Annotated in this window: 11 protein-coding genes; 10 read left to right on the top strand and 1 reads right to left on the bottom strand. The window is 63.9% G+C overall.

All coding sequences use genetic code 11. The annotated features are described in order from the left end of the window. Positions 1-197: 197 nt before the first annotated feature. The 9 genes from HZ99_RS02340 (at position 198) to HZ99_RS02300 (ending at position 12,419) form a co-directional block, all read left to right on the top strand. Complete coding sequence (locus HZ99_RS02340) at positions 198-2,258, top strand: TonB-dependent receptor family protein (protein ID WP_235205555.1); 2,061 nt, start codon at positions 198-200, stop codon at positions 2,256-2,258. Positions 2,259-2,274: 16 nt separating this feature from the next. Continuing rightward, complete coding sequence (locus HZ99_RS02335; protein WP_038441078.1) at positions 2,275-3,987, top strand: ABC transporter substrate-binding protein; 1,713 nt, start codon at positions 2,275-2,277, stop codon at positions 3,985-3,987. Next, positions 3,984-4,907 (top strand): ABC transporter permease, encoded by a 924-nt coding sequence (locus HZ99_RS02330; RefSeq protein ID WP_038441075.1) that lies wholly within the window; start codon positions 3,984-3,986, stop codon positions 4,905-4,907. Before HZ99_RS02335 ends, HZ99_RS02330 begins: the two co-directional genes overlap by 4 nt. Before the next feature lie 184 nt (positions 4,908-5,091). Next, the gene (locus HZ99_RS02325) at positions 5,092-6,333 is read left to right on the top strand and encodes an acyl-CoA dehydrogenase family protein (RefSeq protein WP_038441074.1); all 1,242 of its coding nucleotides are present in this window, start codon (positions 5,092-5,094) and stop codon (positions 6,331-6,333) included. Between the two features lie 26 nt (positions 6,334-6,359). Then, the gene (locus HZ99_RS02320) at positions 6,360-7,688 is read left to right on the top strand and encodes an LLM class flavin-dependent oxidoreductase (protein ID WP_038441073.1); all 1,329 of its coding nucleotides are present in this window, start codon (positions 6,360-6,362) and stop codon (positions 7,686-7,688) included. Then, entirely contained in the window at positions 7,685-8,536 is an 852-nt protein-coding gene (locus HZ99_RS02315) for an ABC transporter permease (protein ID WP_038441071.1), read from the top strand. Before HZ99_RS02320 ends, HZ99_RS02315 begins: the two co-directional genes overlap by 4 nt. Continuing rightward, complete coding sequence (locus HZ99_RS02310) at positions 8,533-10,173, top strand: dipeptide ABC transporter ATP-binding protein (protein WP_038441070.1); 1,641 nt, start codon at positions 8,533-8,535, stop codon at positions 10,171-10,173. The genes HZ99_RS02315 and HZ99_RS02310 overlap by 4 nt, the downstream gene beginning before the upstream one ends. An 8-nt stretch (positions 10,174-10,181) precedes the next feature. Further along, positions 10,182-11,354 carry an acyl-CoA dehydrogenase family protein gene (locus HZ99_RS02305; RefSeq protein ID WP_038441068.1) on the top strand — a complete coding sequence of 391 codons (1,173 nt, stop codon included), beginning with the start codon at positions 10,182-10,184 and terminating at the stop codon, positions 11,352-11,354. Positions 11,355-11,408: 54 nt separating this feature from the next. Then, on the top strand, positions 11,409-12,419 hold the full coding sequence (locus HZ99_RS02300) for an aldo/keto reductase (protein WP_038441066.1): 1,011 nt from the start codon (positions 11,409-11,411) through the stop codon (positions 12,417-12,419). Positions 12,420-12,447: 28 nt separating this feature from the next. On the opposite strand, the gene HZ99_RS02295 is transcribed toward HZ99_RS02300, so the two are convergent. Then, a complete protein-coding gene (locus HZ99_RS02295; protein ID WP_038441064.1) occupies positions 12,448-12,924 on the bottom strand; it encodes an Lrp/AsnC family transcriptional regulator in 477 nt (158 codons plus the stop codon). 133 nt (positions 12,925-13,057) lie between these two features. Here HZ99_RS02295 and rarD point away from each other — a divergent pair, with 133 nt between their 5' ends. Then, positions 13,058-13,942: an EamA family transporter RarD gene (rarD, locus tag HZ99_RS02290; protein WP_038441062.1), complete on the top strand. Its 885-nt coding sequence runs from the start codon at positions 13,058-13,060 to the stop codon at positions 13,940-13,942. Positions 13,943-13,970 lie beyond the last annotated feature (28 nt).

Below are 13,970 nucleotides of genomic sequence, written 5' to 3'. Positions count from 1 at the left end.
ATTAAAACCAAATCCCCTATAAAAACCCGCTTTGGCGCTTGGCATGCTTTCTGCTCTATCCCTGCCAGAGATTGACTATACGAATAGAAACTCGCCTCCACTCGTAGCCAATCACAGGGAATGCACAATTGAAGTTGATCTCAAGGCCTCTGCCTCAACACTCCTCCAGCTCGTTTAAAACCGTCAGCGCTCTGACCTTGATCCTCGCTTCCCAGTGGGCCCACGCCGAGGATTCGCGCCTGCAGACCGTAACGGTCCAGGCCAGCAAGGTCACCGCCAGCGAAGAAGCCCAGCTCAAGCTCGACGAGGTGGCCGGCGGCGTCAGCCTGGTCAAGGCTGGCGACGTGGAGCGCGGCCGTTCGGCGACGCTGGAAGACACCCTCGCCTATCAGCCCGGCGTGTATGCGCAGTCAGCGGGCGGCAACGATGCGATCAAGATTTCCATCCGCGGTTCCGGGGCCAATACCTCCCCCGGGTATTTTCGCGAGGGCACCAAGTTCCTGTTCGACGGCCTGGCCCTGACCGGATCCGGCGGCACGCCCTATGAGCTCCTGGAAACCCAGGGCCTGGACTACACCGAAGTGCTGCGCGGGGCCAATGCCTTCCAGTACGGCGCGCTGTCGCTGGGTGGCGCGATCAACATGGTGACTCACTCCGGCCTGACGTCACCGGGCAATCACGCGCGCTTCGAGGCTGGCAGCTTTGGCTGGCGCAAGCAGCAGTTGAGCACCGGCGGCGTGGTGGACAATGGCGACTACTACGTCAGCCTGAGCAACTCCGAACGCGACGGTTACCAGGACTGGACCTTCACCAAGGCCAAGGGCGTGGTGACCAACTTCGGCTACCGCTTCAACCCCAAGTTGGAAACCCGGCTGTTCGTGCGCTACCGCGAGGAATACCACGAAAGCTCCGGCACCCTGACCAAGGCCCAGCTCAAGCACGACTCATCGCAAACCAACCCGGTGGCCCTGGCCAGCCGCGATGACTCCACCAAGCGCGGTTCGACCTGGGTCGCCAGCAAGACCACCTACACCTTCGACGACGACGCCACCCTGGATTTTGGCCTGGTCTACCACAACTACCCGCAGGTGCTGTACCGCAAGAGCACGGTCAACCCCAACTATTGGGACTGGCGCGACCTGAACCTGTCGCTGACCTATAACCGCAGCGACCAGATCCAGGGCCACACCAGCAACACCTCCCTGAGCCTGACCAGCACCCAGCACTTGCAGGCCGGGGTCAAGACCTACAACGGCAACCCGGCCTCCAGCACCTACGGCGCCCTGCAGAAACAGGCACGCTACACCGGCTCGTTCGACCGCGTGTTTGCCGCCGGCAATGACCTGCAACTGACTGACCGCCTGTGGCTGTCCACCGGCCTGTCACTGAGCCAGATCAAGCGTGATATCGAGGTGCGCTACTCGGACCGCGCCAATACCTCGCCCTACCCTGACCACTACAACTACGACAGCTGGAACGTCGCGCCACGCCTGGGTTTACGCTACGAAATCACGCCGAGTTTCCAGGTGTTCGGCAACGTCAGCCGCTCCATCGACCCGCCCAGCAGTTGGTCGTCGTCAGGCTCCGGGGTCACCAGCAACTACGCCAAGACCCTCACCGAACAGAAGGCCAATACCGTTGAATTTGGCGTGCGCGGCAAAGCCGGGATTTTCGACGCCAGCCTGGCGGTGTACCGCTCCTGGATCAAGGATGAACTGCTCACCGTCGAAGTGATTCCGGCCACCCGTACCACAGCGGCGGTCAACTCGACGTCCAACGCCAGCCCGACCATTCACCAGGGCATCGAAGCCGGCCTGGACACCGAGCTGTGGCAAAGTGCGCGCGGCGAAAAAGTCAGCCTGCGCCAGGCCTACACCCTTAACGACTTCTACTACCGCAACGACGAACGCTTTGGCTCCAACGAGCTGCCGGGCCTGCCCAGGCACGTGTACCAGGCCGAACTGCAATACCGCCATCCCGACGGGTTCTATGCCGGGGTCAATGTGCGTTCGGTATCGAGTACCGCCGTGGACTACGCCAACACCCTGTATGCGCCCTCCTACACGATCTTCGGCGCCAAACTGGGGTATGAAGCCCCGAGCAAGAAATGGCAGGTGTACCTGGACGTGAAAAACCTCACCGACCAGAACTATGTCACCGCCATCCAGCCGATCTACGACGCCCAGGGCAAGGACGTTGCCGCGCTGTACCCGGGGGACGGCTTTGGCGCCTTCACCGGTGTGGCGTTCAACTTCTAAGGTGAGGGCCTTCACAATGCCGATCAATCACCGGAGCAGGTTCGGCCTGCTCCTGGGGTTGCTGCTGGTGGGCGCCTGCTCGCCGGACGCCCCACCGCCCAGCTCGGTGCAGCGCGTGGACGGGCACCTCGACGCCCAGGGCCTGCTCAGCTACGACCCCAGCGACTACCACGAAACCCGCCAGGGCACGCCAGGCGGCACCCTGCGTGTGTCGGCTGCCCTGGATACCGGCACCTTCGATGTGCATTCCAGCTACCACGGTAACGTGCAATGGCTGGCGCGCATCGTCTACGACTGCCTGCTGTATCAGGACGAGAACGGCAAGCTCTCGCCCTGGCTGGCCAAGTCCTGGGACGTCTCGCCGGATGGCAAGACCTACACCTTCCACCTGCGCGACGACGTGACCTTCAGCGACGGCGAAAAATTCAACGCCCAGGCGCTGCAGATCAACCTGGAGCATATGCGCGACCCGGCTACCAAGTCGCCGCTGGCGGCGGCGTACATCGCGCCCTACATCGATGGCCGGATCATCGACGACTACACCTTCGAGGCCCACCTGCGCGAACCCTACTCGCCGTTCCTGTATGTGCTGGCGCAGTCCTGGCTGAGCATGATCTCGCCCAAACAGATCCGCGAAGCGCCCAAGAGCATTGCCGAGCATCCCATCGGTTCCGGGCCGTTCGTGCTGCAAAGCTATACCCGCGAACAAGGGGCAACCTTTATCAAGCGCGCCGATTATCACTGGGCGCCGCCGGTCACCCGGCACATCGGCCCGGCCTACCTGGACCGTATCGAGCTGAGCATCGTGCCCGAGGCCATGACCCGCTACAGCACCCTGCAATCCAGGCGCTCGGACTTCACCCTGGATGCGCCGGCGCAAAATACGGCGGCGATGCGCGCCTCGCAAAACCTGGTGGTACGCAACCGGATCCGCATGGCCAGCCCTTACCGCAGCATCACCTTCAACACCCTGCGCTTTCCATTCGACGATGTGCGGGTACGCAAGGCCATCGCCCAGGCCATCGACCGTGACGGCCTGGCCTGGATCGCCGGGTTCGGCGAGTTCTTGCCCAAGAGCGATTACCTGGCGGTGAACACGCCGTTCTACGACCCGGCCTATCGCGACGTCTTGAAATATGACGTCGACGCCGCCAACCGCCAATTGGACGAGGCCGGCTGGACCGAGCGCGATGCCGAGGGCTATCGGGTCAAGAATGGCCGACGCCTGTCGGCGCACTTGCTGGGTTTTGAAAGCCCGCCGTTCCCCAGCAGCGTCGCGGTGGCGGTGCAGGCGGATGCGAAAAAAGTCGGCATGCAATTCATCATTGAAATGATGCCCCTGGCCCAGCTCACCGACCGCCGCACGGCGGGCAAATACGATGCCATCGGCGGAGGCTATTGGCACACCAACACCCCCGACGGCCTGTACATCCTGTACCACAGCGACTCGCGGGCCTCGCCCACCAAAAGCGGCAACAACCTCAGCAACCTCAGCGACCCGCGCCTGGACCAACTGCTCAGCGCCGCCCGCCGCTCCCATGACCCGGAGCAGTTGCAGGCGCTATACAGCGCCGCGCAACAACGCCTGACCGAGGTGGTGCCGGCGGTGCCGGACTTCGAGAGCCAGGTGCTGATTGCCTATCGCACGGTGGTCAAGGGGCTGATCTTCGATACCGTGCACAACACCCCATTCTTTACCAGCGTCTGGCTGGACCAGGAGGCGCCATGAAATGGCTTGCCGCTCGACTACTGGCCGGCGTGGGCGTGCTGTGGGGCGCAGCCACCTTGACCTTCATCGCCATCCATTTCAGTGCCGGCGACCCGGTGCTGGCGATTCTCGGCGGGCCGGACGCCATCCCTACCCCGCAGCAATTGGCCCAGGTCCGCGAGGAATACGGTTTTGACCAACCCTTGTGGGTGCAATACGGGCGCTATGTGGGGCGGATCGCCCACGGTGACTTTGGCGAGTCGTACCGCCTGCGCATTCCTGTCACCGAGGCGATCGGCAAGCAGATCGGCGCCACGCTGCAACTGGCCGTGAGTGCGGCATCGCTGGCCATCGTCCTGGCGCTGGCCAGCGCGGTGCTCACTGCCAAACGCAGGCCCTGGGTACGCCACGTGGCGTCGGCCAGTGAGTTGGTGCTGTCGTCCTCGCCGTCGTTCGTGCTGGGGATCTTGCTGTTGCTGGTGTTTTCCTTCCAGTGGCCGGTGTTGCCGCCGGCAGGCTCCAACGGCTGGCAAACCCTGATCCTGCCGACCCTCGCCCTGGCCCTGCCGATTGCCGGGATGCTCAGCCAGGTGCTGCGCCAGGCGTTGGAAGACATCCTCGAACAACCCTTTATCGCCATGGCCCGCGCCCGCGGCCTGTCGCAGACCGCCGTGCGCCTGCGCCACGCGTTGCGCCATGCCCTGGTGCCGCTGGTGACCTTGTCCGGGTTCATCTTCGCCAGCCTCCTGGGGGGCGCAGTGGTCACCGAAATGCTGTTCGCCCGCCAGGGCATCGGGCGAATGATGCTCGATGCCGCCGTGGCCAAGGATGCGCCGGTGGTACTGGGGATCACGCTGTTGGCGGCATTGATTTACGTGGTGGTGAACCTGTTGGTGGATGTGCTCAACGGGTTGATTGACCCACGGGTTAAACCGCGATGAACACCGGTTTTATGTTCGGGCTGGCTTGTGTGGGAGCGGGCTTGCTCGCGAAGGCGGCGTTTCAGTCAATACATAGGTTGACTGATCCAACGCCTTCGCGAGCAAGCCCGCTCCCACAAAAGCCCGCTCCCACATTGGATTGTCGTCAGCTTTGAATGACTTAATTTCAGATTAGGAACCGAATATGAGCGACACCCAACTGCACGAACGCTTCGCCCCGGTCTTCCAGCGCATCGCCGAAGGCGCGGTGCAGCGTGAACAGGAACGAACCCTGGCTTTCGAGGCCGTCGGCTGGTTGAAAGACACCGGCTTCGGCGCCCTGCGGGTGCCGCGCAGCCAAGGCGGCCTGGGCGCCAGCCTGCCGCAGCTGTTCGACTTGCTCACCGAGTTGGGCAGCGCCGACTCGAACCTGCCACAGATCGTGCGCGCGCATTTCGGCTTCGTCGAAGGCCGGCTCGTGAGCCAGGACCATGACTCCCAGGCCTACTGGTTGCCCAAGGTGGTCGCTGGGCAATTGTGGGGCGCAGCCATGGCCGAGCGCAGTGACACCACCAACAACTCGGTGACGCTCAAACCCACCGCCGAAGGCTGGCAACTGGACGGCCAGAAGTATTACTGCACCGGCACCTTGTATGCCGACTGGATCGCCGTGGCCGCCGCCGACGGTACCGACTTTATCAGCGTGGTGGTGCCCACCGATGCGCCCGGCGTGACCCGCGTGGATGACTGGGACGGCTTTGGCCAGCGCCTGAGCGGCAGCGGCACCACGCGCTTCGACCAGGTGGCGGTGCCCGAGCATCAGGTGCTGCGGCGCTTCAAACCCGGCGAGTTGCGCGCCGAGTCATATATCTCGGCGTTCTACCAGTTGTTCCACCTGGCGACCCTGGCCGGGATCGCCCGTGCGGCGTTGCGTGACGCCGTCGAGTTTGTCCAGGGCCGTACCCGCGCCTTTGGCATTCCCGGGCAGTCCAGCCCGCGCCTGGACCCGCTGGTGCAACGGGTGGTGGGCAAATTGTCGAGCCTGTCCTATGCCGCCGACAGCCTGGTGCAGAGCACCGCGCAGGTATTGCAAACCACCCACGAGGCCGTGCTCGACGGCTCCATCAGCGAAGCACACTACGTCGACGCGGATGTGCGCACCTACCAGGCGCAGCAAGTGATCCTGCCGCTGGTGCTGGAAGCCACCAGCCTGCTGTTCGAAGTCGGCGGTGCCTCGGCCACCAGCCGGGGCCGCAGCCTTGACCGGCATTGGCGCAATGCCCGCACCCTGGCCTCGCACAACCCGGCGATCTACCGCGAACGGGCCCTGGGCGATTTCTACCTCAACGCTGTCAGCCCTGCCGCCGCCTGGCGCGCCGCCCAGGAACAGGCGCTGGCCGACAACCCCGCACATGCCAACGCACGCGATGAAGCCAGCGCTGTCTAAGCCGAGGGCTAACTCAAGGAGCTTGCATGAACAATCACATGAGCATTGGTATGAACATCCTCGGTTTCGGCGCGCACGCGGCGGCCTGGCGGGTCGGCGAAGTGCCGGCCGACGCTTACCTGGATGTGGAGTATTACCGCAATATCGCGCGTATCTGCGAGCGTGGCTGCCTGGATGCGATCTTCCTGGCCGACGGCCCGGCCCTGGTAGGCGACGTGGCCACGCAACCGTTGGGCCGTCTGGAGCCGACCCTCCTGCTGACCGCCGTGGCCCTGGCCACGCAACACATCGGGGTGATCGCCACCGCCTCCAGCACCTATAACGATCCCTACAACCTGGCGCGGCGCTTTGCCTCCCTGGACCACATCAGCGCGGGCCGCGCAGCATGGAATGTGGTGACCAACGCCACGGACGCCGCCGCGCAGAATTTCGGCCTGGCCAACCAGTTGCAGCATGGCGAACGCTATGCCCGTGCCGAGGAGTTTATCGATATCGCGTTCAAGCTCTGGGACAGCTGGGAGGACGACGCAATCATCGGCGATGCGGCTAACGGGCGGTACGCACACCCAGACAAGATCCACACCCAGGACTTTGTCGGCCAGCACTTTTCCATCAAGGGCCCGCTGAACCTGCCCCGCTCGCCCCAGGGCCGGCCGGTGCTGGTGCAGGCCGGCTCGTCGGAAGGTGGCAAGGCCCTGGGGTCGCGGTATGCCGACGTGATTTTCACCACCCAGACCAGCCTGGAGGATGGCCAGCACTTCTACCGCGACATGAAGCAGCGCGCCCAGCAATGGGGGCGCAACCCCGAGCACCTGAAAATCATGCCGGGCCTGTCCACGGTGATCGGCAGCAGCGAAGCCGAAGCCCATGCGCGCTTTGATCAACTCAATGCCTACCACGGCGAACATGGCCTGATTCAGCAAGTGGCCGCGCGGATCGGCATCCCGGCACAGGAACTGGAATTGGATGCGCCACTGCCATGGGCGAGGATCGGTGAAGTCGGCAGCTATGAGAAAGGCTCCCAGGGGTTTCTTGAAGCCCAGCTCAACCTGGCCCGCCGCGAAGGCCTGACGGTGCGCGAACTGTCGCGGCGCATCCTGGTCGGTCATCGGCTGCTGGTGGGCACCCCGGAACAGGTGGCCGACACGCTGCAACACTGGTTCCTCGCAGGCGCGGCCGATGGCTTCAACATCATGCCGGACATGTTTCCTTCGGGGGTCGAAGTGTTTGTCGATGAGGTGGTGCCGCTGCTGCGCAAGCGCGGGGTGTTCCGTCACGAGTACAGCGCCAGCACCCTGCGTGAGCACCTGGGGTTGCCGTACCCGCAGAGCCAGTATGCAAGGAGCCTGGCATGAGCACCTCGGCGCTGCCCTGGCGCGTTACCCTGGCCTGGCCGAGCACCGTTCGCCCCGGCCTGACACTGGCCTGGCTGTTTGTCATCGGCTTGTTGGTCGCAGCGCTCGTGCCCCATTGGTTGACCGGTGTCGACCCACTGGCCGCCGTCGCCCGCAACGCCTATCTGCCATCGAGCAGCAGCCATTGGCTGGGCACCGATGAGAACGGCCGCGATGTGCTCGCCCGCTTGATCCACGGGGTGCGCCCTTCGCTGTTGATGGGCCTGGTGTCCACGGCCATCGGCCTGGGCGCCGGGATCGTCCTTGGCCTGGCGGCAGGGCTTGGCCCGCGCCTGGTGGATGGCGCGATCATGCGCTTGATCGACGTATTGCTGGCCTTTCCCGACCTGCTGCTGGCCCTGGTGATCATCACGTTCTGGGGCCAGGGCCTGTGGATCACGCTGATCGCGGTGGGCGTGGCAAGCATCCCGCGCTTTGCGCGGATGGTGCGCGCGCAGACCCTGGTGGTGCGCGATGCCCCCTATGTCGAAGCCGCCACCACCCTCGGCCGGCATCGCGCCGCCGTGGTCTTGCGGCATGTGCTGCCCAATGCGATCAAGCCGATCCTGATCCTCGCCACCATTGGCATCGGGCACAACATCATCACCGGCGCGGCGTTGAGCTTCCTCGGCTTTGGTGCCTCGCCGCCTGCACCGGAATGGGGCTCGATGCTCGCCATGGGCCGCAATTACCTGGCCAATGCCTGGTGGCTGGTGGCCTGGCCGAGCGTGGCAATCATCCTGACGGTGGTCTCGATCACCGCCATTGGCCGTGACTGGCTGGCGCGCAGCGAGGGCAAATCGCGATGAGTACGTTGGTGGATGTACAAGACCTGCGGGTGCAGTTTGGCCACACGCCGATTATCAAGGGCCTATCGTTCACCCTGGCCGCCGGCGAATGCCTGGCGCTGGTGGGCGAGTCCGGTTCGGGCAAGACCGTTACTTCCCGTACCCTCAGCGGCCTGAACGGCGCCGGCTCGCGGGTACAGGCCGAGCGCCTGGCGTTTGCCGGCATCGACCTGCGCCAGTTGGACGACCGCGCCTGGCAGACCCTGCGCGGTGCGCAGATCGGCTTTGTGATGCAGGACGCCCTCGGCTCCCTCGACCCGCTGCGCCCGGTGGGCAAGGAAATTGCCGAGCCCTTGCGCCTACACACTGAACTGGACCGCGATGAACGCCGGGCACGGGTCATCGAACTGCTGCGTGCGGTCGGCGTGCCGCAGCCTGAGTTGCGGGCCTTGCAGTATCCCCATCAACTGTCGGGCGGGCTGCGCCAGCGGGCACTGATCGCCTCGGCAATTGCCGCAGGCCCGCGCCTGTTGATTGCCGATGAACCCACCACGGCGCTGGACGCCACGGTGCAGGCCCAAGTCTTGGGGCTGCTGGAGTCCCTGCGTTCCCAAGCCATGGCGATGCTGGTGGTCAGCCATGACCTGGCGGTGGTGTCGCGCCTGGCCAACCGGGTGGCGGTGATGCATCACGGGGTGATTGTCGAACAGGGTCCGGTGGACGCGATCCTGCATGATCCCCAGCACCCCTACACCCAATCGCTGCTGCGGGCCGGGCGCGCTGTGCATTTCCAACGCCCGGCCCGGGCGATGCCGAAGGTGGCGAGTGTCGAGCGCTTCGACCTGCCGCTGATCGAGGCGCGCAACCTGCAAAAAACCTTTATCGGCCCCGACGGCCAGCCCCATGTCGCGGTGCACAACGCCAGTTTCAGCCTGCGGGCCGGGGAAACCCTGGGGATTGTCGGCGAGTCCGGCAGTGGCAAGACCACCCTCACCCGCATGCTGCTGGGCCTGGAACGCCCGGACGCCGGTGACGTGTGGCTTAACGGGCGGCCCTGGAGCGCGCTCGACAATCAACAACGCCGCCAACTGCGCCAGCGCATCCAGGTGGTGTTCCAGGATCCGCAAAGCTCGTTTGACCCGCGCTACACCGTGGCTCGGGTGCTCAACGAGGCCCTGCACGTCGCCGGTCTGCCGCGCCGGGAATGGCCGGCGCGCACCCTGGAGTTGCTGGAGCTGGTGCGCCTGGATGCCAGCGTACTCAACCGACGCCCCCTGGAGCTTTCCGGTGGCCAGCGCCAACGCATCGCCATTGCCCGTGCGCTGGCGCCCAACCCTCAGGTGCTGGTGTGCGACGAGCCGGTGTCAGCCCTGGATGTGTCGGTGCAGGCGCAGATCCTCGCCCTGCTGGCCGACCTCAAGTCACGCCTGAAACTGGCTTGCCTGTTCATTTCCCATGACCTGGGGGTGATCAATCAGGTCAGCGAACGGGTGCTGGTGATGAAGGACGGCGAGGTGGTGGAAAGCGGCACGGTGCGCGACGTATTTGACCACCCACAACATGCCTACACCCGCGCCCTGCTCGATGCCATCGTGCAGATCGACCGGCCCGCCCCGGTACCCGGGCACCACTTCATTACCTATGCCATTGCCATTTAAGGATTGTCATGAGCTTTTTATCCGTCACAGAGTTGTTGCAGCGCGCCGCTGTGTTGTTGCCGCAGATCGCCGAGGGCGCCGCCGAGCGCGAGCGCACCCGGCAACTGCCCCATGAGCAGATCCGCCAGTTGGCAGCGGCGCGCCTGTTGACCCTGCGCATTCCCCAGCGCTACGGCGGCAGCGGCTCCAGCGTGCGCGAGGTGGTGCAGTTTGTCATCGACCTGGCGGCGGTGGATTCCAACATTGCCCAGACCCTGCGCCCCAGCTTTGCCTTTATCGAAAGCCTGTTGGTTCAGCCGTCCGAAGCCGAGCGCCAGCTGTGGTTTGCCCACTACCTGCAGGGCGAGGTGTTCGGCAACGCCGGCTGGGAAATCGGCGGCGCCAACGGCCAGGTCAGCGCGCGGATTGTGCCGCAGGGTGAGCATTTTCGCGCCAATGGCAGCAAGTACTACAGCACTGGCGCGCTGTATGCCGACTGGATTGGCGCGGTGGCGTTGGATGAGAACGGGGAGCCGGTATCGTTCGTGGTACCGCGCGGCCGTGAAGGCCTGGAGCTGGTGGATGATTTCGACGCCATGGGCCAGCGCCTGACCGCCAGCGGCACCACCCGCCTGAACAACGTGCTGGTGCGCCGCGAGGAAATCCGCACGCAGGTGGTGGAGGAAGGCCAGCGATCGATCATCACCCCATTTCTGCAACTGTTCCTCGGCGCGGTGCAGGCCGGCATCGCGCGCAATGCCTTGAACGATGCCGTGGCGTTTGCTCGGGACCATGCACGACCGATCAAGCACAGCAGCGCCAGCCGTTCGGTGGACGATCCCTATGTGGAATTTTCCGTGGGTGAGATCTCGGCTCGCGCGTTTACCGCTGAAGCGGTGGTTTTACGCGCCGCCGACACCATCGACACAGCCTGGGCCGAGGAGCTGAGCCATGAGGCCGTGACCCGCGCCACCATTGACGTGGCCCAGGCCCAATACATTGCCGCCGAGTCGGCACTCAAGGCTGCCGAACTGCTGTTTGACGTGGGCGGCGCCTCCACTACCGGGCGCAGCCATAACCTCGACCGGCACTGGCGCAACGCGCGCACCGTGGCCAACCACAACCCGCGGCACTGGAAGGCCGCAGTGGTCGGCGCCTATCGGCTCAAGGGCACCGAGCCACCGACCTCGGGCTTGTTCTAGAGCCTTGCTCTCTGGTATTGCATGACAACTGTCTGTGCTTTTGAGGAACTCACCATGATTTACCGCACACTGGGCCAGTCCGGGCTCAAGGTCAGCGCACTGACCCTGGGCACCATGATGTTTGGCGAACAGACCCACACGCAAGATTCGCTGCGCATCATCGACAAGGCCTGGGACCAGGGCATCAACTTCATCGACACTGCCGACGTCTATACCGGCGGGCGCTCGGAAGAAATTGTCGGCGAGGCCATCAGCCGCCATCGCGCCGACTGGATCGTCGCCTCCAAGGTCGGCTTTGGCCCGTCGGACGGCCTGCCCAACCGCAGCGGCCTGAGCCGCAAGCGCATGTTCAACGCGCTGCACGCCAGCCTCACCCGACTCGACACCGACTACCTGGACATCTATTACCTGCACCGCGAAGACCACGACACCCCGCTGGAAGTCACGATTTCGGCCATCGGCGACCTGATCCGCCAGGGCAAGATCCGTTACTGGGGGCTGTCCAACTACCGGGGCTGGCGCATCGCCGACATGGTGCGCGTGGCCGAACGACTGGGGGTCGACCGGCCGATCATCAGCCAGCCGCTGTACAACATCGTCAACCGTCAGGCCGAGGTGGAACAGATCACCGCGGCGGCGGCCTATGGCCTGGGCGTGGTGCCCTACAGCCCGCTGGCCCGTGGCGTGCTCAGTGGCAAGTACGCCCCGGACATCACCCCCGAAGCCGGTAGCCGCGCCGCACGCCAGGACAAACGCATCCTGGAAACCGAATGGCGCGTGGAGTCGCTGCGCATCGCCCAACAGATCCAGCAATACACCCAGGGACGCGGCGTGGGGATTGTCGAGTTTGCGATTGCCTGGGTCCTGAACAACCAAGCAGTCAGCTCAGCGATTGTCGGACCCCGTACCGAGGCGCAGTGGGATGCCTATACCGGGGCCCTCGATGTCAAGATCAGTGCCGAGGACGAAGCATTCATTGATTCACTGGTGACGCCGGGGCATGCGTCGACGCCAGGGTTCAATGATGTGGGGCATTTCGTTTCGGGGCGTATCCACCGCCCCTGAGCCAGCGCCTACATTCTTTGGGGGGCGCTCAGCCCAGCGGCACATCCAGGCTCACCTTGACCCGGTCCATCACCACGATGCTGCGAAACCATTTGATATTGCGGTTCTCGTAGAACAGCGTGCGGGCCAGGGTTTCGTAGGCCTTCATGGTTTCCACCACGACCACCAGCATGAAGTCCGCATCGCCGGTGACGTAGTAGCACTGCTGCACCTCGGGAATCGACATCTGCCTCTTGAGCACATCGAGGTCTTCAATATGGGTGCGCTCGGCGTGCACCTCCACCAGGATCGTGATCGGTTTGCCCACCGCATCCTGATTGACCACCGCCGTATTGGCGCTGATCGCCCCGCTCTGTTCCATGCGTTTGATACGCCGCTGTACCGCAGCGGTCGACAAGTTGACCTGTTCGCCAATCACCCGTAGCGCGGTGGTGTTGTCGCGTTGCAGGTGCTTGAGAATCGCGCGGTCGAAATCATCCAGGGGGGGCTGGGGGCTGACGGGCATGTTGGCAAGCCTTGGGTGTGAGAAATTTTCCCATAAGATGCCGCAAAACAGAGCAAACGTCTCACCTCAAAAGCAATATATTCCCACCTGAAATTCCCCCCTCTTTTGTTTGAATCGGTTTGGCGAGGACTGCGTGTCTAAAGGCGTTGTTTTATCGGTAGCGGCCTCGGTGTTGTTTGCCGTGATGTATTACTTCACATCACTGCTCACGCCCTTGAGTGGCCTGGAGATTTTCGGCTGGCGCATGTTGCTGACCGTGCCGTGCATGACGGTGTTCATGGTGGTCAGCGGGGAGTGGCGTCAAGTGTGGGCGTTGCTGCGATTGCTCGCGGGCAAGCCACGGCTGATCGGTGGGGTTGTGCTGTCGTCGGTGCTGCTGGGGGTGCAACTGTGGTTGTTCATGTGGGCACCGCTCAATGGCCGCAGCCTGGATGTGTCCCTGGGCTACTTCCTGCTGCCACTGACCATGGTCCTGACCGGGCGTTTGGTGTATGGCGAAAAACTCTCGCGGCTGCAGCTGATTGCGGTGGTGTTTGCCGCGATTGGCGTGCTTAACGAGTTGTACCAGGTGGGCGGTTTCTCCTGGGCGACGCTGTTGGTGATCATCGGCTACCCGATCTATTTCGTGTTGCGCAAACGCCTGGCGACCGACCACCTGGGCGGCCTGTGGCTGGACATGGCGCTGATGCTGCCGGTGGCACTGTGGCTTGTCCAGAGTGGCGAACAGGGCTTCGCCGTGCTGGATGCGCACACAGGGTTGTATGGGTTGATCCCGATGCTCGGGCTGATCAGTGCTTCGGCGCTGGTGTGCTACATCATCGCCAGCCGGCTGTTGGCGTTCAGCCTGTTTGGCTTGCTCAGCTATGTGGAGCCGGTGTTGTTGCTGGGGGTGGCGCTGTTGTTGGGTGAAGGAATCAATGCGGGAGAATGGCTGACCTACATACCGATCTGGATCGCAGTCATGGTACTTGTGTACGAAGGGTTCAAGCATTTGGTACGTCAGGCAAGGTCTAACTGAGCACGGCCGGTGGATGTCTGTCGTAGGG

This window comes from Pseudomonas fluorescens, assembly GCF_000730425.1.
Lineage (GTDB): Bacteria > Pseudomonadota > Gammaproteobacteria > Pseudomonadales > Pseudomonadaceae > Aquipseudomonas > Aquipseudomonas fluorescens_X.
Note: the sequence above shows the minus strand (reverse complement) of the source record. Positions and strands in the feature narration are given on the sequence as shown.

Excerpts from the sequence above, each read along its gene's own strand:
- HZ99_RS02305 (WP_038441068.1), top strand. The coding sequence starts at position 10,182 with ATGAGCTTTTTATCCGTCACAGAGTTGTTGCAGCGCGCCGCTGTGTTG.
- HZ99_RS02335 (WP_038441078.1), top strand. The coding sequence starts at position 2,275 with ATGCCGATCAATCACCGGAGCAGGTTCGGCCTGCTCCTGGGGTTGCTG.
- HZ99_RS02320 (WP_038441073.1), top strand. The coding sequence starts at position 6,360 with ATGAACAATCACATGAGCATTGGTATGAACATCCTCGGTTTCGGCGCG.
- HZ99_RS02300 (WP_038441066.1), top strand. The coding sequence starts at position 11,409 with ATGATTTACCGCACACTGGGCCAGTCCGGGCTCAAGGTCAGCGCACTG.
- HZ99_RS02325 (WP_038441074.1), top strand. The coding sequence starts at position 5,092 with ATGAGCGACACCCAACTGCACGAACGCTTCGCCCCGGTCTTCCAGCGC.
- HZ99_RS02310 (WP_038441070.1), top strand. The coding sequence starts at position 8,533 with ATGAGTACGTTGGTGGATGTACAAGACCTGCGGGTGCAGTTTGGCCAC.
- HZ99_RS02330 (WP_038441075.1), top strand. The coding sequence starts at position 3,984 with ATGAAATGGCTTGCCGCTCGACTACTGGCCGGCGTGGGCGTGCTGTGG.
- HZ99_RS02295 (WP_038441064.1), bottom strand. The coding sequence starts at position 12,924 with ATGCCCGTCAGCCCCCAGCCCCCCCTGGATGATTTCGACCGCGCGATT.
- HZ99_RS02315 (WP_038441071.1), top strand. The coding sequence starts at position 7,685 with ATGAGCACCTCGGCGCTGCCCTGGCGCGTTACCCTGGCCTGGCCGAGC.